Consider the following 22,246-nt stretch of genomic DNA (forward strand, 5'->3'; position numbering starts at 1 on the left):
GAACCGGCAGGCAGCACCCGCGGGCAGCACCCGCAGCAGGCGGAGCCGACAGGCGGAACCGGCAGCGAAACCGGCAGGCGAACCGACACAGGAAAGACCGGGAGAGAAGAGGACCAGTGCCCGAAGGCGACACGGTATGGCTGACCGCCCGGCGGCTGCACGAGGCGCTGGCGGGCCGGACGCTGACCACCGCCGACCTCAGGGTCCCGGCGCTGGCCACGGCCGGTCTCGCCGGGCGCCGCGTCGGCGAGGTGGTCTCGCGCGGCAAGCACCTGCTGACCAGGTTCGACGGCGGCCTGACACTCCACAGCCACCTGCGCATGGACGGGAGCTGGCACGTCTACCGCGCGGGCGAGCGATGGCGGGGCGGCCCGCAGTGGCAGATACGCGCCGTGCTGGGCGACGCCGAGCGGGTCGCCGTCGGCTACCGTCTGCCGGTCCTCGAGCTGCTGCCCACCGCGGAGGAGGAACGGGTGGTCGGCCACCTCGGCCCGGACCTGCTGGGCCCGGACTGGGACGCGGCGGAGGCGCTGCGGCGGCTGCTCGCGGACCCGGCGCGCCCGGTCGGCGAGGCCCTGCTCGACCAGCGGGTCATGGCCGGGATCGGCAACGTCTACAAGTCGGAGGTGTGCTTCCTGCGCGGGGTCACCCCGTGGACCCCGGTCGGCGACATCCCCGGGCCCGAGCGGGTCGTGGAGCTGGCCAGGCGCCTGCTGGACGCCAACCGCAACCGGACCGGCCACATCACCACGGGGGACACCCGCTCCGGCCGCCGCCACTGGGTGTACGGGCAGGCCGGCCGCCCCTGCCGCCGCTGCGGCACCCGGGTGGTGGGCGCGGAGCAGGGCGCCGCGCCCCAGGCCAGGATCTCCTTCTGGTGCCCGTGCTGCCAGGACGGCCCCGCGCCCGCGCCGACCCGGTTCGCCCCCACCCCGCCGTCCGCCTACTGACCGAGCGCCACCGGGCGGGCGGCAGCGGCCGGAAGTCTTGTTGACGGTCCGTCAGTTCCGGTCGTACCGTCGTGCGCATGCCCACCGAGCACCCGCCGGGCACCGCCCCGGCCGGGCTTCCCGCGGCCTACGACCTCAGCGGGCGCACGGCCCTGGTCACGGGCGCGGGGAGCGGCATCGGCCGGGCCTCGGCCATGCTCCTCGCCCGGGCGGGCGCCGCGGTGGCCTGCGCCGACATCGACGCCGCGGGGGCGGAGGAGACGGCGCGGCGGATCGGGGCGGACGGCGGGACCGCCACCGCCCACCCGGTGGACGTGGCCGACCGCGCCCAGGTCGCCTCCGCCGTGGCCGCGCTGCTGGCCGCCCACGGACGGCTCGACGTCATGGCCAACATCGCCGGGATCATGCACGCCAGCCCGGTCCTGGCCACCGCCGACGCCGATCTGGAGCGGGTACTCGCCGTGAACTTCCGGGGAGTGCTGCACGGCTGCCAGGAGGCCGGCCGCGCCATGGCCGCCCGCGGCGGCGGCAGCATCGTCAACATGGCCTCGGGCGCGGTGGACTCGGCCACGCCGGGGCTGCTGTGCTACAGCGTCTCGAAGGTGGCGGTGGTGCAGCTCACCCGCACCCTGGCCGCCGAGCTGGGGCCCGCGGGGGTGCGGGTGAACGCGGTGGCGCCCGGCTGGGTCCCCACCGCCATGACCGGCCGGCACGACGGCGAAGGCGCGGCCCCCTCGTTCGGGGACCGCGCCCGCCGTCTGTCGCCCCTGTCCCGCGTGGGCACGCCCGAGGACGTCGCCCACGCCGTGCTGTACCTGGCCTGCGACGCGTCGTCGTTCACCACGGGGCAGATCCTGCGCCCGAACGGCGGGGTGGCCATGCCGTGGTGAGACGGCCGGGGCCGGAGCACCCGGGACGGGGCCGCCCGCCCGCGCGAACCACCGCGGGGAGAGGAGCCGCAGCGGAAAGGCGGGCAGACCCCGCCCGGGCGTCCGGGTCCATGGGGGTGCCGCGTTCAGCGGTGGCGCGGCACCCAGCGGTACTGGTCGCCGCCGACCCAGGTGACCATCTCGGGATCGTCGAAGTCGACGTGCTCCAAGCCGGCACGGCGCGCGAACTCGATCAGATCCGCGATGCCGAAAGCCTTGCCGACGACCTCGCCCTTGATCTCCACCAGGCGGAACGGGGGGTCGTCGGGCGTGGGCGCACGGACCAGGATCGGGGCCCGCTCGCGGTAGACGCCCTCGGTCATGGCGGGACTCCCCGCCGCGCTGCCGTCACCGCGCTCACCCCCGCCGGTCGGTCTGGTTCTCCGCGGTGAACATCCACAGCTCCTTCTCGAGCTCGCGGGTCAGGCCTATGAGCAGGTCCTGGGTCACCGGGTCGGGCTTCTCGGTCTCCTCGATCCGCTCCCGCATGCGCGAGATGACCGCCCGCAGGGTCTCGATCAGGTAGGTGATCACATCGGTGTCCTGCACCCAGTCCACCGGCGCCGCGGGCAGCCCGCTGGTCTTGGCCAGGATCTCGGCCCGTCCGTCCGGGCTCACCCCGATGGCGGCGGCCCGCTCGGCGACGGCGTCGGCGTAGGAGCGCGCTGTGGAGACCACCTCGTCCAACTGGAAGTGGATCGAGCGGAACCGCGGCCCGACGATGTTCCAGTGCATCTGCTTCCCCACGAGGGAGAGGTCGAGCAGGTCGACCAGCGCCCCCTGGAGAGCGTCTCCCGTGATCTTGCGGGCGTCGTCGGAAAGGGTGCTGGTGACGACACTCATGGATGGTTCCTCCTTGGACGCTCTCGACTCGGCGGTCGCGGTGCCCTCCGCGATGGTCCACGGGAGCACTCAACGCTCCGCCTGCCCGCCCCCGGGCCGGCTATGCGGGCCGATTCGAACCGATGAGCAGGTAAAGACCCGAATCGCCCGGATCCGGGAGCCGGAGCCGGATAAGGCACCCGCACCCGCACCCGCCGCGCCCCACGACACCGAACGGCCCCGGGCGGCACACGCCGCCCGGGGCCGGGGAAATCTCGGAGAACTCGGAATCTCGTAGGGACACTCTCATCGACACCGCCGGCGCATTCCGGCGCCCACCGGCACCCGGCGCGCTCTCCGCGCCACGGCACCGCGCCCGGGCACACACCCGCCCGGCAGCCGGCCGCGAGCGGGCGGCGAGCGAAGCAGCGGAACGGCCGCAACTAGGCCGCGACCACGTCCACCGCCTGCGCGGAGGGCTCCAGGCCGCCCACGCGCTCCTCCGCAGGCACCGGCGCCACGGGCTCCACCAGCACCGGCCGCACCGGCTGCTCGCCCTGGGCCAGCTCCGCCAGCGACAGGTCGTCGCTGACCTCGCGCATCACTTCGGACATCCGCACGTCCAGGGCGTCGCAGATCGCGGAGAGCAGCTCGGAGGACGCCTCCTTCTGCCCCCGTTCGACCTCGGACAGATAGCCCAGCGACACGCGTGCGGACGCCGAGACCTCGCGCAGCGTGCGGCCCTGACGCTGGCGCTGCCGACGCAGCACGTCACCCAGCAGGCGACGAAGCAGGATCATCGGTGGCTCCCTCCTCGGACCGCTCTCGCGCAACGTCTCTGCCCCACCGTACCGCCTTCGCCCTCGAGCGTGCGGGGAGCGAAGTCGTGTTCACTCAGGGCTGCAAACATCCGCTGTTCCCCTGCTGTTCCACTGTCCCCTCCCTGGGATCCGGGCGGTCACCCGGTGCGCCGCGCCAGCGTCTCGCGCAGCAGGCCGAGTACCGCCTCCACCGTCCCCGCGCGAATTCCGGCCCGGTCGCCGGAGACCGCGGGTGAAACGGCGGCTGAACCGTCAGGTCCGGCCACCGCAACGTATACCGTGCCGACCGCCTTCCCGTCCTGTGGTTCCGGACCCGCCACCCCGGTGGTGGCTATCCCGTAATCTGCCCCCAGAATCCGTCTCACACCCCGCGCCATCGCCACCGCCACGTCCGGGTCGACCGCTCCCCGCTCGCGCAGCAGCTCCTCCGGCACGCCGAGCAGCGACGCCTTCACCGAGGTGGCGTAGGCCGTCACGGAGCCGCGGAACGCGCGGGAGGCCCCGGGGACGGCCGTCAGCTCCGCCGCCACCAGGCCGCCGGTCAGCGACTCGGCGACGGCGAGGGTCGCCCCGCGTTCACCCAGGAGTACGAGAACCTCGGCCGCCAGGCTCAACGCGCGCTCTCCCGGGCCTTGCGCAGCCCCTCGCGGCGCAGCACCACGGCCTGCCGGACGTAGTCGAGGCCGGTGACCACGGTGAGCACCACCGCGACCGCCATCGCCCACGCGCGCAGCGTGGCCAGCGGCCCGGTGAGCGCCAGCACGTACATGCCGACCGCGATGCCCTGGGTGAGGGTCTTGAGCTTGCCGCCGCGGCTGGCCGGGATGACCCCGTGCTTGATCACCCAGAACCGCATCAGGGTGATGCCGAGCTCCCGGGTGAGTATGACCAGGGTGACCCACCACGGCAGGTCGCCCAGCGCGGACAGGCAGATCAGCGCCGAGCCCATGATCGCCTTGTCCGCGATCGGGTCGGCGATCTTGCCGAAGTCGGTGACGAGGTTGTGGCGCCTGGCCAGCTCGCCGTCGAACAGGTCGGTGATCATGGCGATGCTGAACGCGGCCCAGGCGAACGAGCGCCACGCCGGGTCGTCGCCGCCGTCGTGGACGAGGAGCAGCACGAACCCCGGCACCAGGACCAGCCGCAGCATCGTCAGCGCGTTGGCGACGTTCCACAGCCCCGCCACGCGCAGCGAGCCGTCCTGCGACCCGGCGGCGGCGGGCGCGGACCCGCCGGAGCGGCGCCCCGACAGGGCGGACGCGCCCCGCGCGCCCTTCGGACCGGGCGGGACGACGGGACCTGCGGTGCCGGGCACGCCCGGCACCGGGGCGCCCGAGGCGGGGACTTGGGTCATACGACCGCCCCGCACGGCTCCGCCACGAGGTCGACGCCCTCGGCACCCGTGACCTTGGCCGTCACGAACTGACCCACGGCCACCCCCTCCGCGCCCTCCAGGCGCACCTGTCCGTCCGTCTCGGGCGCCTGGTGGGCGGCGCGCCCGACGGCCTCCCCGTCCTCGACGGACTCCACCAGGACCTCGACGGTGCTGCCGAGCCGCTCCTCGGCGCGCTGCGCGGTGAGCTCCTCGGCCAGCCGGGTGACCCGCTCCAGCCGCTCGGCGATCACGTCCTCGTCCAGCTTGCCCGGGTAGCCGGCGGCCTCGGTGCCCTCCTCGTCGGAGTAGCCGAACACCCCGATGGCGTCCAGCCGGGCGCCGCCGAGGAACCGCTCCAGCTCCGCCAGGTCCGCCTCGCTCTCGCCGGGGAAGCCCACGATGAAGTTCGAGCGCACCCCCGCCTCCGGCGCCTTCGCCCGGATCCGGCCCAGCAGCTCCCAGAACCGCTCGGTGTCGCCGAAGCGCCGCATGGCGCGCAGCACGGCGGGCGAGGAGTGCTGGAAGGACAGGTCGAAGTAGGGCGCGACCTTGGGAGTGGAGGTCAGCACGTCGATCAGGCCGGGCCGCATCTCGGCGGGCTGGAGGTAGCTCACGCGCACCCGCTCGATGCCGTCCACCGCGGCCAGCTCGGGCAGCAGCGTCTCCAGCAGGCGGATGTCGCCCAGGTCCTTGCCGTAGGAGGTGTTGTTCTCGCTGACCAGCATGATCTCGCGCACGCCCTGCTCGGCGAGCCAGCGCGTCTCGGTGAGCACGTCGGCGGGGCGGCGGGAGACGAAGGAGCCGCGGAAGGACGGGATGGCGCAGAAGCTGCACCTGCGGTCGCACCCCGAGGCGAGCTTGACGGCGGCGAACGGGCTGTCGTCCAGCCGGCGGCGCACCGGGCGCGGCCCCGACGCGGGGGCGAGCCCCGGCGGCAGGTCGTCCGCGGCGGCCGCGGGCACGGTGCCGTGGCCGGGCAGCGCCACGCCGGTGGTGGCGCTCTGCCGCTCCGCGGGGCTGACCGGGAGCAGCTTGCGCCGGTCGCGCGGCAGGTGCGGGGCGTGCACTCCGCCGCCGAGGATGGTGCGCAGCCGCTCGGAGATCTGCGCGTAGTCGTCGAATCCGAGGACGCCGTCGGCCTCCGGCAGGGCCTCGGCGAGCTCCTTGCCGTAGCGCTCGGCCATGCAGCCCACGGCGACGACGGCCCGGGTGCGCGCCCGTCCGTCGCGGGCCGCGGTCTTCAGGTCGCCCGCCTCGAGCAGCGCGTCCACGGAGTCCTTCTTGGCCGCTTCCACGAAGCCGCAGGTGTTGACCACGGCGACGTCGGCCTCCGCGGCGTCCTCGACCAGTTCCCAGCCGTCGTCCGCGAGGCGCCCGGCGAGCTCTTCCGAGTCCACCTCGTTGCGTGCGCATCCGAGGGTGACGAGGGCGACAGTGCGGCGTTCGGGCATGCACTCAGACTACTTTGTCCCGGCCCCAGGCCCACCCCACGGGCTCCTCGAGGGCCCCAGGAGACCGGGTCGTGCACGGCTCCCCCAGCGCCCTCACCGGTCACCGGGGGCCGCGGCGCGCCGGAGCGCGCCCGCGTGCGCCCCGGCGGTCACCCCGCCTCGGGATCCCCTGGGGTGAAGTTGAGCCGGACCACCTGGCCGCGCTCGCCGGCGGGGCCGAGGTCCTTGCCGTTGACGAACATCGACACCGCTCCGGCGTCGCCGATGATCAGCCTGATCTGCTTGTCGTCGTCGAACGTCCTGGACTCGCCGCTGGCGAGCACGCTCTGGAACAGCGACTTGCCGTTGCTGTCCGTCGCCGAGATCCAGCTCTTGTCCGTGGCGGTGAGCTTGACCGTCACCTTGTCGGAGGGCGCGGCGGCGATGGCGCTCTCGGTCGGGGCGGGCCCGCCGCCGGTGCCGGTCTTGCTCTCCGGCGGCTTGGGCGCGGCGCTCGTCGGGGAGCTGGGCGAGCTCGCGGCCGAGGGCTCGCCGGAGTCGCCGCCCTTGACGAGGTTGAAGCCGACGAAGGCGATCACCACGGCGATGGCCGCCACCATCGCCGCCGTCCAGTTCGGACGGCGCCGGTCCGGGCGGATCCGCTCCGCCTCGAACAGTTGCGCGGGCGGGGTGGCCGCGGGGGAGCCGTACTCGGCGTCGTACCGCGCCACCAGGGCGTCGGGATCGGCCCCGAGCGCCTTGGCGAGCAGCCTGATGTGGCCGCGGGCGTAGAAGTCGCCACCGCACCGCGAGAAGTCGTCCGCTTCGATGGCGTGCACGATCGGAGTACGGACCCGCGTGCGCGCGCTGAGCTCTTCGACGGTCAGGCCCGCGTCGATCCGGGCCTGGGCGAGCGCACGGCCGATGGACGGCCGCTCGTCGCTGGGGACGGGGTCACCGGGGGGGAGGTTGCCGATGGACACGAGGGCGCCTTTCGAGCGTGTAGCCACCTGCTGGACGTTCAGTCTAGGACCGGTCGGAAAGCGTTGGGCAAGCGGTGGAGCCGGTTTGTCCGCCATCGGGATTGCCTGACCGGGTGCCAGGTTCCCCACGGCGGTTCAACGTGGCACACGAAGGGAGGAAACGGTCATCCTCGCTTCCCCTCGCCATGTCACTCGATCGAGGGTTTCTGCGACGGTCACGCTGTTGCTCGCCAAGACTTCGGCGCCGGTCGGAAGGTTGCCCTGGGCCGTCCGGACGCCGGGCCGGGGGCGCCGGGCGCGGTCACTCCGCGCCCTCCCCCCGCAGCCTGGCGAGCACGGAGTCCAGCTCGTCCGGCTTGACGAGCACATCGCGGGCCTTGGACCCCTCGCTCGGGCCGACCACCCCGCGGGACTCCATCAGGTCCATGAGTCTTCCCGCCTTGGCGAAACCTACACGCAGTTTGCGCTGGAGCATCGACGTGGAGCCGAACTGCGTGGAAACGACGAGTTCCGCCGCCTGGCACAGCAGGTCCAGGTCGTCGCCGATGTCCTCGTCGATCTCCTTCTTCGGCTTGCCGCCCGTGGTGACGTCGTCGCGGTAGGAGGGCGTGAGCTGCTCCTTGCAGTGCCGGACGACGTCGGCGACCTCCTCCTCGGTGACGTACGCGCCCTGCATGCGCACCGGCTTGTTCGCGCCCATCGGCAGGAACAGCGCGTCACCCTTGCCGATGAGCTTCTCCGCGCCCGGCTGGTCCAGGATGACCCGGCTGTCGGCGAGCGAGGAGGTGGCGAACGCCAGCCGGGACGGCACGTTCGCCTTGATCAGACCGGTCACCACGTCCACGCTCGGCCGCTGCGTGGCCAGCACCAGGTGGATCCCGGCCGCGCGGGCGAGCTGGGTGATGCGGACGATGGAGTCCTCCACGTCCCGCGGCGCGACCATCATCAGGTCGGCCAGCTCGTCCACGATCACCAGCAGATAGGGGTACGGCACCAGCTCGCGCTCGCTGCCCGGCGGAAGGGTGATCCTGCCGCCGCGCACGGCCGCGTTGAAGTCGTCGATGTGCCGGAACCCGAACGCCGCCAGGTCGTCGTAGCGCAGGTCCATCTCCCGGACCACCCACTGGAGCGCCTCGGCGGCCTTCTTCGGGTTGGTGATGATCGGCGTGATCAGGTGCGGGATGCCCTCGTACGCGGTCAGCTCCACCCGCTTGGGGTCCACCAGCACCATCCGCACCTGGTCCGGCGTGGCGCGCATCAGCACCGAGGTGATCAGGCAGTTGACGCAGGAGGACTTGCCCGCGCCGGTGGCGCCCGCGATCAGCACGTGCGGCATCCGGGCCAGGTTCGCGGCGACGAAGCCGCCCTCCACGTCCTTGCCCAGCGCCACCACCATCGGGTGCTCGTCCTCCGCGGCCTCCTCCGAGCGCAGCACGTCCCCGAGGTTGACCATCTCCCGGTCCGAGTTGGGGATCTCGATGCCGACCGCGGAGCGGCCCGGGATGGGGCTGAGGATGCGCACGTCCGGGCTGGCGACGGCGTAGGCGATGTTCTTGGCGAGGGCGGTGATCCGCTCGACCTTCACGGCCGGGCCGAGCTCCACGATGTAGCGGGTCACGGTGGGGCCGCGCTGGAAGCCGGTCACCCGGGCGTCCACCTTGAACTCCGAGAACACCCCGGTCAGCGCCCGCACCACGTCGTCGTTGGCCTTGCTGCGGGCCTTGCCGGGGCCGCCGCGCCGCAGCAGGCGCGGCGGCGGCAGGGCGTAGGCGAGGTCGCCGGAGAGCTGGAGCTGCTCGGAGCGCACCGGCGCGGGGCCGTGCTCGCGCGGCGCCTCGGGACCCGACCCGCGCGCCGCCGCCGGGGTGCGCGCGGGGGCGGGCTCGTCGGGCGCGGAGACGGGCTCGAACGGCGGTTCGGGCTGCTCCTCCTCGGCCTCGCGCACGGTCTCGCGCAGGTCCGCGACGACCGGCGAGGGCTGCACACCGTGCAGCAGCGCGCCGTCCAGCGCGGCGACGGCCTCCTCCGCGACCCCCACGGCGTCCGAGGACGCCGGGGCGGGCTCGGCCGCGGGAGAGCGGCGGCGCGGGCGGCGGCGCGCCGGCGTCGGCTCCGGCTCGGGGGCGCCGTACCCGGCCGCGGACTCCTCCGCGGGCCCGCCCCGGTCGTCGTCGTCCTGGAACAGGTCCGCCAGGTCGTCGTACTCGTCGTCCGCGTACGGCTCGGCGTACTCCTCGTCCGCGGCGCGGCGCCGGATCCGGCGTTCGGGCGGCGCGAGGCCCACCCTGGCGCCGAGCGCCCGCAGCTTGCGCGGGATGGTGTTGACGGGGGTCGCGGTCACCACCAGCAGGCCGAAGACGGTGACGAGCAGCAGCAGCGCCGCGGCCAGCACCGAACCCACCGTCAGCAGCAGCGGCTTCGCGGCGATCCAGCCCAGCCAGCCGCCCGCGTCCCGCATCTCGCGCGCGCCGTCGCCGCGCTCGGGCGAGCCGCACGCCAGGTGGGTCAGGCCCAGCACCCCGAGGCCGAGCGCGGTCAGCCCGATGACGATCCGTCCGTTGGCCTCGGGCCGCTCCGGATGGCGCATCAGCCGCGCCGCCACCACGGCGAGCGGGATGGGGAAGAGCAGGTCGAGCCGGCCGAACGCGCCGGTGACCAGCACCGTCACCAGGTCGCCCACCGGCCCGTCGAGGTCCGACCAGGTGCCCGCGGCGATCACCAGGGCCAGGCCGAGCAGGAACAGCGCGAGGCCGTCCTTGCGGTGCGCGGGGTCGAGGTTCCGCGCACCGTTGCCTATGCCCCGCAGCACCGCGCCGACGGCGTGCGCGGCCCCCAGCCAGCAGCGCCGCACCAGGCGCAGCACGGGAGCGGTCGGCGAGGGCGCGGGCCTGGCCGGCGGCCTGGCCGCCTTCTTCGCGGGCGCCTTCTTCGCCGGGGCCTTCCTTGCCGGAGCCTTGGGCGGGGCCTTCTTCGCCGGGGCCTTCTTCGGCGCGGCGGCTTTCTTCGCGGGAGCCTTCTTCACGGCGGCCTTCTTGGCCTCAAGCCTTCGTCGCGGGAGTGGCGGGAGAGGTGGTCACGGCCGCCGTCCGGCCGGGCTTCCGGCGGTGCGGGTCCTGCGCGCGGATGACGGTGGCCATGGTGGGAGACTATCGGCCCGCGACGGGAAGAACACGTGTCCCACCGGACACGCGTGTCGGTGCGGCCGGGTCAGCCCTGCGGTGGCATCTGCGGGGCCCTGCCCGCGCCGGGCTCCAGCGCGTCCAGCGCGCGGCGCAGCCCGTTGAGCTTGCGCTCCAGGTGGGCGGCGGTGGCGATGACGGCCGCGTCCGACGCGCCGTCGAGCTGCTTGGTCAGCGCCTCGGCCTGCTCCTCCACCGCGGCCAGACGCGCCGACAGCTCCGCGAGCAGGCCCGCGGACTGGCTGCCGTCCGCCGCCGCGTGGTCGCCGCCCTCGAGCTGGAGCCGCAGCAGCGACGCCTGCTCCTTGAGCTGGCAGTTCTTCATGTACAGATCGACGAACACGGAGACCTTGGCGCGCAGCACCCACGGGTCGAACGGCTTGGAGATGTAGTCCACCGCGCCCGCCGCGTAGCCGCGGAAGGTGTGGTGCGGGCCGTGGTTGATGGCCGTGAGGAAGATGATCGGGATGTCCCTGGTCCGCTCGCGGCGCTTGATGTGCGCGGCGGTCTCGAAGCCGTCCATGCCAGGCATCTGGACGTCGAGCAGGATCACCGCGAAGTCGTCCGTGAGCAGAGCCTTGAGCGCCTCCTCCCCGGACGATGCCCGCACCAGCGTCTGATCGAGCGCGGAGAGGATGGCCTCCAGCGCCAGCAGATTCTCCGGTCGGTCATCGACCAGGAGGATCTTGGCCTTCTGCACCATGGCCCGTCCTCCTCGTCCCGACATGGGGCCTTGCCTGCTCGAAGAGCCCGGGGAGGCGGCGGGCGCCGCCCCCGGGGACGGCTCCTGTGCGCCGCCCGCTCTCGTGCCGGTCATGGTAGCCGCACCCCGCCGTCCGCCACACCCTGTCACCGCCATGTCACTGTGCACGCACCGTGAACGACGCCGGGGGCGGAGAAGTTCCCGCGCGCCCCGGCGGCGCCCCGTGCCGCAGCGCTCAACGCGACTGCAACCACTGGTCGATGACGGTCAGCAGGTGGTCGGGGTCGACCGGCTTGGTGACGTGCTCCGTCGCACCCGCCTCCATGCTCTTTTCGCGGTCGCCCTGCATGGCCTTGGCGGTCAGGGCGATGATGGGCAGCCCGGCGAACTGCGGCATCCTGCGGATGGCCGCCGTCGTCGCGTACCCGTCCATCTCGGGCATCATAATGTCCATCAGGACGAGTGCGACGTCGTCGTGCTGTTCGAGGACCTCGATCCCCTCGCGTCCGTTCTCGGCGTACAGCACGGTCAGCCCGTGCTGCTCCAGCACGCTGGTGAGCGCGAACACGTTGCGCACGTCGTCGTCCACGACGAGGACCTTCTGTCCCCGGAACCGGCCCTTGAAACCGGACCTCGCCTCCGCGTGTTCCTCCTGCTCGTCCTGGCCGTGCAGCCAGGAGGGCGGGGCGGGCGGCTGCGGGAGGGCGGGCTCGGGCCGGGTGCGGCGCCGGATGCGGGCCAGGCCCGTCCCGGCGCGGCTGCGGGTGGTGACGGACGGCTCGATCTCGCCGTGGGCGGGCGGCTGCGCCTCGGCGGACTCGAAGCCGGCCTCCTCCTGCCCGGTGTCGCCGCCCTCGCCCTGCCCCTCGGGCAGCGCGGTCAGCCGCGGGTAGTGCTGCTCGGCCGTCTCCTCGGTGACCAGCGGCAGGTACAGGGTGAACGTGCTGCCGCGGCCGGGCTCGCTGTCCGCGTGGATCTCGCCGCCGAGCAGGCGCGCGATCTCCCGGCTGATCGACAGGCCCAGGCCCGTGCCGCCGTACTTGCGGCTGGTGGTGCCGTCCGCCTGCTTGAACGCCTCGAAGATCACCCGCATCTTGCTGGCCGCGATGCCGATGCCGGTGTCCGCCACCGAGAAGGCGATCATCTCCTGCGACGGGTCCCGCAGCACCCCCTGCTCCAGCAACTGCTCCCGGATCTCCACCGGCACGTCCGCGCCCGCCGGCCGGATCACCAGCTCCACCGACCCGGAGTGCGTGAACTTCACCGCGTTCGACAGCAGGTTCCGCAGCACCTGGAGCAGCCGCTGCTCGTCGGTGTGCAGGATCGGCGGCAGCTCGGGCGAGACCCGCACCGCGAAGTCGAGGTTCTTCTCCGCCGTCAGCGGCCGGAAGGTGGCCTCCACGTAGTCCACCAACTGCACCAGCGCGATCCTGGTGGGGCTGACGTCCATCTTGCCCGCCTCGACCTTCGACAGGTCCAGGATGTCGTTGATCAACTGGAGCAGGTCCGAGCCCGCCTGGTGGATCGTCTCGGCGAACTCCACCTGCTTCGGCGACAGGTTGCCGTCGGCGTTGTCGGCGAGCAGCTTGGCCAGGATCAGCAGGGAGTTCAGCGGCGTGCGCAGCTCGTGCGACATGTTCGCCAGGAACTCCGACTTGTAGCGCGCCGACATCGCCAACTGCTCGGCGCGCTCCTGGAGCGCCTGCTTGGCGGTCTCGATGTCGCGGTTCTTCTCCTCGATCTCCTCGTTCTTCTGCGCCAGCAGCCGTGCCTTCTCCTCCAGCTCGGCGTTGGACCGCTGGAGGGCGGCCTGGCGGGACTCCAGTTCGTTCTGCCGCTCCTGGAGCTGGCTGGCCAGGCCCTGCGACTGGGCGAGCAGCGCCTCGGTCTGGGTGTTGACGCTGATGGTGTTGACCGTGACCGCGATCATCTCGGCGATCTGGTCGAGGAAGTCGCGCTGGATCTTGGTGAACGGCTGGAACGAGGCCAGCTCGATCACCCCGAGCAGCCTGCCCTCGAACAGCACCGGCAGCACCACGATGTTCACCGGCGCGGCCTCGCCGAGCCCCGAGGAGATCTTCAGGTAGCCGGGCGGCGCGTTCTCCAGCAGGATCGTCTGCCGCTCGTACGCGGCCTGCCCGACCAGGGACTCCCCGATCCGGTAGCTGGTGGGCATGCTCCTGGTGACGTAGCCGTACCCGCCGGCCAGGCGCAGCTCCAGCTCCGCCGACGCCTCCTCGCCCTCGCCGGTGCGCACCGGCTGCGCCAGGAAGAACGCCCCGTGCCGGGCGCCGACCACGGGTGTGAGCTCGCTCATGATCAGCGCGGCGACGTCCTTCAGGTCGCGCCGCCCCTGCATCAGCCCGGAGATGCGGGCCAGCTCGGTCTTCAGCCAGTTCTGCTCGCGGTTCGCCTGCGTGGTCTCCCGCAGGTTGTCGATCATCTGGTTGATGTTGTTCTTCAGGTCGTTCAGCTCGCCCGCGGCGTCCACGTCGATCTTCTGCGTGAGATCGCCCTCGGTGACCGCCGTGGCGACGGTGGCGATCGCGCGGACCTGGCGGGTGAGGCTGCTGGCCAGGTCGTTCACGCCGACGGTCAGGTCCTGCCAGGTGCCGACGACGCCGGGGACGCGGGCCTGGCCGCCCAGGATGCCGTCGTTGCCCACCTCGCGGGCCACCCGGGTCAGCTCGTCGGCGAACGCGGAGAGCTGGTCCACCATCGTGTTGATGGTGGTCTTCAGCGCCAGGATCTCGCCGCGGGCGTCCACGTCGATCTTCTTGGTCAGGTCGCCGCGGGCCACGGCGGTGGTGACCATGGAGATGTTGCGCACCTGGGCGGTGAGGTTGCGCGCCATGCTGTTCACCGAGTCGGTGAGGTCCTTCCAGGTGCCCGACACGCCCGGCACCTTCGCCTGGCCGCCCAGCCGGCCCTCGGTGCCCACCTCCCAGGCCACGCGGGTGACCTCGTCGGCGAACTTCGCCAGCGTCTGCGTCATGCCGTTGACGGTGTCGGCGAGCGCCGCGACCTCGCCGCGCGCCTCCACGGTGACCTTCTTGGTCAGGTCGCCGTTGGCCACCGCGGTCGCCACCTGGGAGATGTTGCGGACCTGGTTGGTCAGGTTGTTCGCCATCAGGTTGACGTTGTCGGTCAGGTCCTTCCAGATGCCCGACGCATTGCGGACCCGGGCCTGCCCGCCCAGGCGGCCCTCGGTGCCGACCTGCCGGGCCACCCGGGTCACCTCGTCACCGAAGTCCGACAACTGGTCGACCATGGTGTTGACGGTGTTCACCAGGGTGAGGATCTCGCCCTTGGCGTCCACGGTGATCTTCTTGGACATGTCGCCGCGGGCGACCGCCGTGGTCACCTCCGCGATGCTGCGCACCTGCGAGGTGAGGTTGTTCGCCATCTCGTTGACGGACTGCGTGAGGTCCTTCCAGGTGCCGGAGACGCCCTTGACGTCCGCCTGGCCGCCGAGGATGCCGTCGGTGCCCACCTGGCGGGCGACCCGGGTGACCTGCTCGGCGAACGCCGAGAGCTGGTCCACCATCGTGTTCAGGGTGTTCTTCAGCTCCAGGATCTCGCCGCGCGCGTCCACGGTGATCTTCTGGCTCAGGTCGCCCCGCGCCACCGCCGTGGCCACCTGCGAGATGTTGCGCACCTGGTCGGTCAGGTTGCCCGCCATGGAGTTCACCGAGTCGGTCAGGTCCCGCCACACCCCGGCGACGCCCTGCACCTCGGCCTGCCCGCCGAGCCGTCCCTCCGTGCCGACCTCCCGGGCCACCCGGGTGACCTGCTCGGCAAACGAGGACAACTGGTCGACCATCGTGTTGACGGTGCTCTTGAGCTCGAGGAACTCGCCGCGCGCGTCCACGGTGATCTTCTGGCTCAGGTCGCCCCGCGCCACCGCCGTCGTCACCTGCGAGATGTTGCGCACCTGGTTGGTCAGGTTGCGCCCCATGGAGTTCACCGAGTCGGTGAGGTCCTCCCACACCCCGGACACGCCCGGCACCTCGGCCTGGCCGCCCAGGATGCCCTCGGTGCCCACGTCCCGCGCCATCCGGGTGACCTCGGCGGCGAACGCCGAGAGCTGGTCCACCATGGTGTTGACGGTGTTCTTCAGCTCCAGCATCTCGCCGGAGACGTCCACCGCGACCTTCTGCGACAGGTCGCCGTTGGCCACCGCCGTCGTCACCTGGGCGATGTCCCGCACCTGGCCGGTGAGGTTGCGGAACGCGGTGTTCACCGACTCGGTGAGGTCCTTCCACGCGCCCGCGGCGCCCGGCACCTTCGCCTGGCCGCCCAGCCGCCCCTCGATGCCGACCTCCCGCGCCACCCGGGTCACCTCGGCGCCGAACGAGGAGAGCTGGTCCACCATCGTGTTGACGGTGTTCTTCAGCTCCAGCATCTCCCCGTCCACCTGGACGGTCACCTTGCGCGACAGGTCGCCGTTGGCCACCGCCGTGGTGACCTGGGCGATGTCCCGCACCTGCGCGGTGAGGTTGTTGAACGCGGTGTTCACCGAGTCCGTCAGGTCCTTCCAGATGCCGGCCGCGCCCGGCACCTGCGCCTGCCCGCCGAGCCTGCCCTCGGCGCCGACCTCGGAGGCCACCCGCGTCACCTCGTCGGCGAACGTGCGCAGCGTCTCCGTCATCGCGTTGACGGTCTCCGCGAGCTGCGCCACCTCGCCGCTCGCGCTCACCGTGATCTTCTGCGACAGGTCGCCGTGCGCGACCGCCGTGGTGACCTGCGCGATGTCCCGCACCTGGTCGGTCAGGTTGCCCGCCATGGTGTTGACGGAGTCGGTCAGGTCCTTCCAGGTGCCGTCCACCCCGGGCACCACGGCCTGGCCGCCCAGGATGCCCTCGGTGCCGACCTCCCGCGCCACCCGGGTGACCTCGGCGGCGAACGCCGAGAGCTGGTCCACCATGGTGTTGACGGTGTTCTTCAGCTCCAGCATTTCGCCGTCCACCCGGACGGTGACCTTGCGCGACAGGTCGCCCTTGGCGACCGCCGTGGTGACCAGCGCGATGTCCCGCACCTGCGCGGTGAGCTGCGCCGCCATCGTGTTCACCGAGTCGGTCAGGTCGCGCCAGCTCCCGGACATGCCGCGCACCTGCGCCTGCCCGCCCAGCTTGCCCTCCGTGCCGACCTCGCTGGCCACCCGGGTGACCTCGTCGGTGAACGTGGACAACTGGTCGACCAGGCCGTTCACCGTCCGCCCGACCTTGAGGAACTCCCCGCGCAGGGCGTGCTCCGCCCCGTCCGGGCCGGTCCTGCGCAGCTCCATCCGCTGCTCCAGGTCGCCCTCGGCCACCGCGGACAGCACCCGCCCGACCTCGGCCACCGGGTGCACCAGGTCCTCGACCAGGGCGTTGGCGTTGTCGATCGCGCTCGCCCACGCGCCCTCGCACGGCCCCGGCTCCAGCCGCTCGGTGAGCTTGCCCTCCCGGCCGACGACCCGGCGCACCCGGGCCAGCTCGCCGGTCAGGTGCTGGTTGCGCTCGGCCACCTCGTTGAACACCGCGGCGACCTGCGCCATCAAACCGTCGCCGGTCACCGTCAGGCGCTTGCGGAAGTTCCCGTCCCGCATCGTCTCCAGTGCCGCGAGCAGGCGCTTCAGCGAGGCGGTGTCCACCTCGGTGGTGCTCCGTGCCCGGGGCCGCGCGCCCGTCGCCGCCCGCCCGGACGTGCCGTTGCGTCGAGAACCACGCTGCGCATCCGTTGCGACAACACCACCGCGCGCCGCTGCGCCAGACTCCACCGTGTCCCTCCCGCAGGGTTCACCCAGATACCCGGGTCGTGCATGGACCGGAGCCCAGTGTTTCACCATGCCCGCTGTCGGCCCTAACGGTTCCCGGGGCATCCCCCGCTACGGGGAGGCGCGCCGGGGAGGGAAAACACCGGCGACCCGCACACACACCCCCCGGATGGGTAAGTAATCTGGCACGGACCGCCCTGGACGGGCGCGCAACACGCAAGCCGGGGAGGGAGGGCTCCGCCTTGATCGGCCGGCACGGCAGGACGGGGCAGCACGGGGGCGGGCCAGGGAGCGCCGTCTCCACCACCGCGGCCACGGACGTCCCCCCGCACGACGGCGAGGCGCCGGCGGACGACCAGGCAGAGCTGAGGAGAGCAGTGATCACCGCGCGGGCAGCCGCCAGCTTCGAACCGGTCGGGCGTTCGGTGGCCGCCGCACGCGCCTTCGTCCGCGACACCCTCCAGGGATGGGGCTACACCGACGTCGTCGACGACGCGGTGGTCCTCACCAGCGAACTGGTCACCAACGCGGTCGTGCACGCGGGCACCGTCGCCGAGGTGCGGTGCCTGCGCTACGAGACCGCGGTCCGCATCGAGGTCGCCGACCGCTACCCGGAGCGCGAGCTGCCCGTGCAGGAGGCCGTGCGGCGCGGCGGCAACCCCGACCGGGAGGGCGGGCGCGGCCTGCTGCTGTGCGCCGCGCTGGCCGGCCGGTGGGGCGTGGAGTACAGCCCGACCCGCAAGCAGGTGTGGTTCCGCCTGGACCTGCCCGACCGGCCCGCGGGCACCAGGCTGGCCGGCCCCGTGCTGCCCGAGGACGCGCTGCCGGTCGCCGACGAGCCGGTGCGGGTCGCGGTGGTGCGGGTGGACAGGAGCGGCGCGATCACCGCGTGGAACGACGACGCCCGCGCCCTGTTCGGCCACGTCGCCGAGGAGGTCGTCGGCAAGCCGCTGGCCGACCTCGCCGCCTGGCCGCAGACCCCCGGCACCGGCATCGGGTTCGCCGAGGCGCTGCGCCTGTCCCGCTGGGAGGGCTCGTACGGCATCCGCGGCGCCGCCGGCCGGGTGCTGCCCGTCTACGGCACCCATCTGCGGGTCCGCGACGCCTCGGGCGAGCCGTCGTCGGTGTGCCTGCTGGTGCGCGACAGCGACCGCGCGGTGCTGCTCAGCCCGCGCGGCTCCGCCGGCTCCCGCGCCGCCGCCGAGGGCGCGGGCCCGTCCCAGGCGGACACCCGGCCGCAGCGCCCCTCCGCCGACCCGTTCGAGGTCTTCATCGGCACCCCCACCCCCGACGACCTGGACGGACTGCTCCAGCGCACCGTGGAGCGCGCCCGCGACATGCTCGACGGCGACGCCGCCTACCTGCTGCTGGCCACCGACGACGAGACGGAGCTGGAGGTCCGCGCCTCCACGGGCCTGCCCTCCGCCCGCCAGCGCTTCGCCCGGGTCCCGGTGGAGGCGGGCACCGGCCGCTACGGCAGCGCCCGCCTGCCCGCCGTCCACGACGACCTCACCGTCGCCCCCGGCGCCGTCCCCCTGCTGGCCGGCACCGGCATGCGCTCGGTGGTCACCGTGCCGCTGAAGGTGGAGGGCCGCCTCACCGGCTCGCTCGGCGTCGCCGCGGAGGCCCCGCGCCGCTACGGCAACGACGACGCGCTGCGCCTCCAGTTCGCCGCCGACCGCATCGCGCTCGCCGTCGAGAGCGCCCGGCTGAACGAGCTGGAGCGGCTCCGCCGGGGCTCGCTCTCCTTCCTCGTGGAGGCGTCCGACCTGCTCGCGGGCACCCTGGAGCACGACCAGACGCTCGCCCTGATGGCGCAGATGACCGTGCCCACCCTCGCCAGTTGGTGCGCCGTCTACACCCTCGCCGACGAGCGGTCCGAGCCGAAGCTGGCGTACGTGCTGCACGAGGACGAGGACCGCATCGACGGCCTGCGCGCCCTGCTGGAGCGCGTCGACCCGCCCCTGCCCGAGCACAACCCCGGCGAGCGCCCCACCCCGGGCGCCCGCCAGTGGACCGCGCCGTCCGACGCCGCCCACGCCGCCGCCCTGCGCGCCTCCCTGCGCTCCCTGGGCCTGGGCGAGGCCGGGCGGCCCGCCACCGGGCCCGGCACCGCGCTGGCCACGGCGGCCGCGGTCGGCGGGGAGACGGTGGTGCTGCCGCTGCTCGCCCGCAACCGCGTCATCGGCATGCTCACCCTCGGCAAGCCCTCCGACGAGCGGTTCCGGCAGGAGATCCTGGAGCTCGCCGAGGACCTGTCCCGCCGCGCCGCCCTGGCCCTGGACAACGCGCGCCTGTACTCGGAGCGCACCGCCATCAGCCAGTCCCTCCAGCGCAGCCTGCTGCCGCCGGAGCTGCCGCACATCCCTGGCGTGGAGGTCGAGGTCATCTACCGTGCCGCCGGTGAGGGCAACGAGGTCGGCGGCGACTTCTACGACCTGTTCCCGATCAAGGAGGGCTGCTGGGGCTTCGCCATCGGCGACGTGTGCGGCACGGGCCCCGAGGCCGCCGCCGTCACCGGCCTGGCCCGGCACGCGCTGCGCCTGCTGGCCCGCGAGGGCTTCGGCGGCCCTGCGGTGCTGGAGCGCCTGAACGCGGCCATCCTCGACGAGGGCTCCCGCGGCCGCTTCCTCACCCTGCTGTACGGCGAGATGTGGCCGCAGGAGGACGGCAGGACGCTGCTGAAGGTGGTGTGCGCCGGGCATCCGCTGCCCCTGCGGCTGCGCCCCGACGGCACGGTGTCCCCGGCCGCGGACCCGCAGCCGCTGCTCGGCGTCATGGACGAGCTGGAGCTGGTCGAGCAGAACGTCGAGCTGGAACCGGGCGACGTCCTGCTGTGCGTGACGGACGGCGTCACCGAGCGCCGCGAGGGCACCCGCATGCTGGGCGACGACGGCCTGGCGGAGGTGCTCGCCCAGTGCACGGGCCTCACCGCGGGCGCGGTCGCCTCCCGGGTGCAGCGCGCCGTCGAGCGCTTCGCCGCGGACGCCCCGTCCGACGACATGGCGATCCTGGCGATGCGGGTGCCCGAGCCGGAGTGACCCGCCCGGGCACGGGCAGCGAAGAGCCCCCGGGTACCGGGGGCTCAGGCGCTGCTGCGCCGGTTGACGCTCCGGTACACCGAGGGCGAGGTCGCGTACAGGTCGGTGAACGCCTGGCGCAGCGTCTCGGTGGAGGTGAACCCGCACTTGCGGGCCACCGCCGTCAGGGGTAAGGACGTGGACACCAGCAGCCGCGCCGCGGCCTCGGTCCGCGCCACCCGCACATAGCGCGCCGGAGAGGTGCCCAGGTGCCCGTCGAACAGCCGGGTGAGGTGCCGCTGGCTGACCCCGGCGACACGGGCCAGCGCCGGCGCCGACAGGTCGCCGTTGAGGTTGTTCTGCACGTGCGCGACCACGGTGCGCACCAGCCGGTGCTCCGGGAGCGGCGCCGCGGGCGGCATGCCCAGTTGCGCCTGGTTCCCGGGTCTGTGTAAGTAGGTGACGAGGGAACGGGCCACCGAGCGCGCCAGCTCCGGGCCGTTGTCCTCCTCGATCAGGGCGAGCGCCAGGTCCAGCGCGCTGGTCACCCCGGCCGAGGTGTACACGTTGCCGTCACGTATGTACAGCGGCGCCGGGTCCACCAGCACGGACGCGTACGCGGCGGCCAGCTTTCCCGCCAGCGACCAGTGCGTCGTCGCCCGCCGCCCGTTGAGCAGGCCGGCCGCCGCGAGCACGTGCGCGCCCGTGCACACCGACACCACGCGTCTGCTGATGCGCGCCAGCCTGCGCACCTCGCCCAGCAGCCGCCCGTTCACGGCCGCCGACCCGTGCCCGACGCCTCCCGCGACCAGGAACGTGTCCAGGGGCCCGGCCACCTTCTCCAGGGCGAGCTGCCCCGCGATGGACAGGCCCGAGCTGCACCGCACGGGGCGCCCGCCGAGCGTGGCCAGTTCCACCCGGTAGGGGCGGGCGGCGCCCAGGCGGTTGGCGGCGTCCATGGCGTCGGAAGGACAGGCTATGTCGAGCATCTCGGCGTCGTCGAAACCGACGATCACCACCCTGCGCGGCAACTGCTGTTTCATGTGTGCCGACCCTAGTCACGGGCCGGTCCGGCAGCCAGACAGCCCAAGATTCCGGCCAAGGCCCCCTGGACAGAACGACGGCCGACACCCCGTCAGCGGGTCAGCAGCCCGCCGAGCGCGTTGCACGCGGACGCGACCCGGTCCACCTCACGGCGGGTCAGCGACGGCCCCACCGGCAGCGCCAGCACCTGCGCCGCGGCGCGCTCCGTCTCCGGCAGGTCCGCGTTCACCCGGTACGGCCGCTGCCGGTGCACCGGCGTCGGGTAGGGCACGGCTCCCCGCACTCCGCGGGCGGCCAGCGCCCGGGCGAACGCGTCCCGGTCCGGCCGGCCGTTGCCCGGCACCCGCACCGAGTAGTGCCGGTAGACGTGGTGCGCCCCGTCGGCCACGGCCGGAGTGGCCACGCCCTTCAGCCGCGCGTCGAGCCGTTTGGCGTTGGCCCTGCGCCGCTCGGTACGGTCCGGCAGCTCCCGCAGCTCGGCCCGGCCGGCGGCGGCGCCCTCCGCGTCCAGCCGCAGTTGCGGCTCCTGACAGCGCAGCACCCGCAGGGCCCGCGCCAGGTTCCCGTCTCCGGTGGCCACGATCCCCGCCGAGCGGAAACTGAAGACGGCGGCGGCCCCGAACGTGCCGACGGCCCGCCCCCGCACGGCCGCGGCCGGGGCGTGCGCCGCGTTCTCCACCAGCGCGAGCCCGTGCCGCTCGGCGACCGCCCGCAGACCGTCCATGGGCGCCGGGTGTCCGAAGAGGTGCACCGGCATCACCGCGGCGGTGCGCGGCGTCACCGCGGCCTCGACGGCGGCCGGGTCGAGGCAGAAGCTGTCCGCCTCTATGTCGGCGAAGACCGGGGCGGCCCCGAGCTCCCGCACCGCGTCGGCCGCCGCGGAGAACGAGAACGAGGGAATGATGACCTCGTCGCCCGGCCCGATCCCCAGCGCGAGCAGCGACAGGTACATCGCCGACGCGCCCGAGTCCACCGCCACGCAGTGCCGCCCACCCACCAGCTCGGCGAACTCAGCCTCGAAGAGTTGGATCACCATACCGGCATGCTCACCGGTCGGCGTGAACGCGAGGTGACTGAGAGAAGTCACCGGCGTTGAAACAAGCGTAAGGGCCTGGGTCCCTGTCCGAAGACAAGGCCCCAGGCCCTCACAAAAAAAGTCCGGCGGTGTCCTACTCTCCCACGAAGTCCCCTCCGCAGTACCATCGGCGCAGTAGAGCTTAGCTTCCGGGTTC

The 22,246-nt window shown here is 73.2% G+C and carries 14 protein-coding genes, 1 rRNA gene and 1 pseudogene; 3 read left to right on the forward strand and 13 right to left on the reverse strand.

What is annotated here, in order from left to right; all coding sequences use genetic code 11:
- Nucleotides 1–116: 116 nt before the first annotated feature.
- Nucleotides 117–950 carry a DNA-formamidopyrimidine glycosylase family protein gene (locus ACYVO2_RS27120; RefSeq protein ID WP_461010636.1) on the forward strand — a complete coding sequence of 278 codons (834 nt, stop codon included), beginning with the start codon at nt 117–119 and terminating at the stop codon, nt 948–950.
- 77 nt (nt 951–1,027) lie between these two features.
- On the forward strand, nt 1,028–1,840 hold the full coding sequence (locus ACYVO2_RS27125) for an SDR family NAD(P)-dependent oxidoreductase (RefSeq protein WP_461010637.1): 813 nt from the start codon (nt 1,028–1,030) through the stop codon (nt 1,838–1,840).
- Between the two features lie 125 nt (nt 1,841–1,965).
- Here ACYVO2_RS27125 and ACYVO2_RS27130 read toward each other — a convergent pair whose 3' ends face one another.
- The 10 genes from ACYVO2_RS27130 to ACYVO2_RS27175 all read right to left on the reverse strand — a co-directional run bounded on the left by ACYVO2_RS27130 (nt 1,966) and on the right by ACYVO2_RS27175 (nt 16,782).
- Nucleotides 1,966–2,202 (reverse strand): hypothetical protein, encoded by a 237-nt coding sequence (locus ACYVO2_RS27130; protein ID WP_461010638.1) that lies wholly within the window; start codon nt 2,200–2,202, stop codon nt 1,966–1,968.
- A gap of 34 nt (nt 2,203–2,236) precedes the next feature.
- Nucleotides 2,237–2,722, reverse strand: coding sequence for a Dps family protein (locus tag ACYVO2_RS27135; protein WP_461010639.1), 486 nt, complete (start codon nt 2,720–2,722; stop codon nt 2,237–2,239).
- Nucleotides 2,723–3,144: 422 nt separating this feature from the next.
- Nucleotides 3,145–3,501, reverse strand: coding sequence for a helix-turn-helix domain-containing protein (locus tag ACYVO2_RS27140; protein ID WP_461010640.1), 357 nt, complete (start codon nt 3,499–3,501; stop codon nt 3,145–3,147).
- Between the two features lie 158 nt (nt 3,502–3,659).
- Nucleotides 3,660–4,136 (reverse strand): CinA family protein, encoded by a 477-nt coding sequence (locus tag ACYVO2_RS27145; RefSeq protein WP_461010641.1) that lies wholly within the window; start codon nt 4,134–4,136, stop codon nt 3,660–3,662.
- Nucleotides 4,133–4,876, reverse strand: coding sequence for a CDP-diacylglycerol--glycerol-3-phosphate 3-phosphatidyltransferase (gene pgsA, locus ACYVO2_RS27150; protein ID WP_461010642.1), 744 nt, complete (start codon nt 4,874–4,876; stop codon nt 4,133–4,135). The genes ACYVO2_RS27145 and pgsA overlap by 4 nt, the downstream gene beginning before the upstream one ends.
- Nucleotides 4,873–6,348 carry a 30S ribosomal protein S12 methylthiotransferase RimO gene (rimO, locus tag ACYVO2_RS27155; RefSeq protein ID WP_461010643.1) on the reverse strand — a complete coding sequence of 492 codons (1,476 nt, stop codon included), beginning with the start codon at nt 6,346–6,348 and terminating at the stop codon, nt 4,873–4,875. Before rimO ends, pgsA begins: the two co-directional genes overlap by 4 nt.
- Nucleotides 6,349–6,497: 149 nt before the next feature.
- Complete coding sequence (locus ACYVO2_RS27160; RefSeq protein WP_461010644.1) at nt 6,498–7,310, reverse strand: helix-turn-helix domain-containing protein; 813 nt, start codon at nt 7,308–7,310, stop codon at nt 6,498–6,500.
- Between the two features lie 301 nt (nt 7,311–7,611).
- On the reverse strand, nt 7,612–10,332 hold the full coding sequence (locus tag ACYVO2_RS27165; RefSeq protein WP_461010645.1) for a DNA translocase FtsK: 2,721 nt from the start codon (nt 10,330–10,332) through the stop codon (nt 7,612–7,614).
- A gap of 185 nt (nt 10,333–10,517) precedes the next feature.
- Nucleotides 10,518–11,192 carry a response regulator gene (locus ACYVO2_RS27170; RefSeq protein ID WP_461010646.1) on the reverse strand — a complete coding sequence of 225 codons (675 nt, stop codon included), beginning with the start codon at nt 11,190–11,192 and terminating at the stop codon, nt 10,518–10,520.
- 235 nt (nt 11,193–11,427) lie between these two features.
- Nucleotides 11,428–16,782: a HAMP domain-containing protein gene (locus tag ACYVO2_RS27175; RefSeq protein ID WP_461010651.1), complete on the reverse strand. Its 5,355-nt coding sequence runs from the start codon at nt 16,780–16,782 to the stop codon at nt 11,428–11,430.
- Nucleotides 16,783–17,327: 545 nt separating this feature from the next.
- Here ACYVO2_RS27175 and ACYVO2_RS27180 point away from each other — a divergent pair.
- A complete protein-coding gene (locus ACYVO2_RS27180; RefSeq protein ID WP_461010652.1) occupies nt 17,328–19,991 on the forward strand; it encodes a SpoIIE family protein phosphatase in 2,664 nt (887 codons plus the stop codon).
- Nucleotides 19,992–20,035: 44 nt separating this feature from the next.
- On the opposite strand, the gene ACYVO2_RS27185 is transcribed toward ACYVO2_RS27180, so the two are convergent.
- The 3 genes and pseudogenes from ACYVO2_RS27185 to rrf all read right to left on the reverse strand — a co-directional run.
- The gene (locus tag ACYVO2_RS27185; RefSeq protein ID WP_461010647.1) at nt 20,036–21,013 is read right to left on the reverse strand and encodes a GlxA family transcriptional regulator; all 978 of its coding nucleotides are present in this window, start codon (nt 21,011–21,013) and stop codon (nt 20,036–20,038) included.
- A 92-nt stretch (nt 21,014–21,105) separates the two neighbouring features.
- A pseudogene (locus tag ACYVO2_RS27190) lies at nt 21,106–22,053 on the reverse strand (DegT/DnrJ/EryC1/StrS family aminotransferase); the annotation flags it as partial.
- A gap of 117 nt (nt 22,054–22,170) precedes the next feature.
- A 5S ribosomal RNA gene (rrf, locus tag ACYVO2_RS27195) occupies nt 22,171–22,246 on the reverse strand; the annotation flags it as partial.

It is taken from the genome of Streptomyces capparidis (assembly GCF_054782095.1).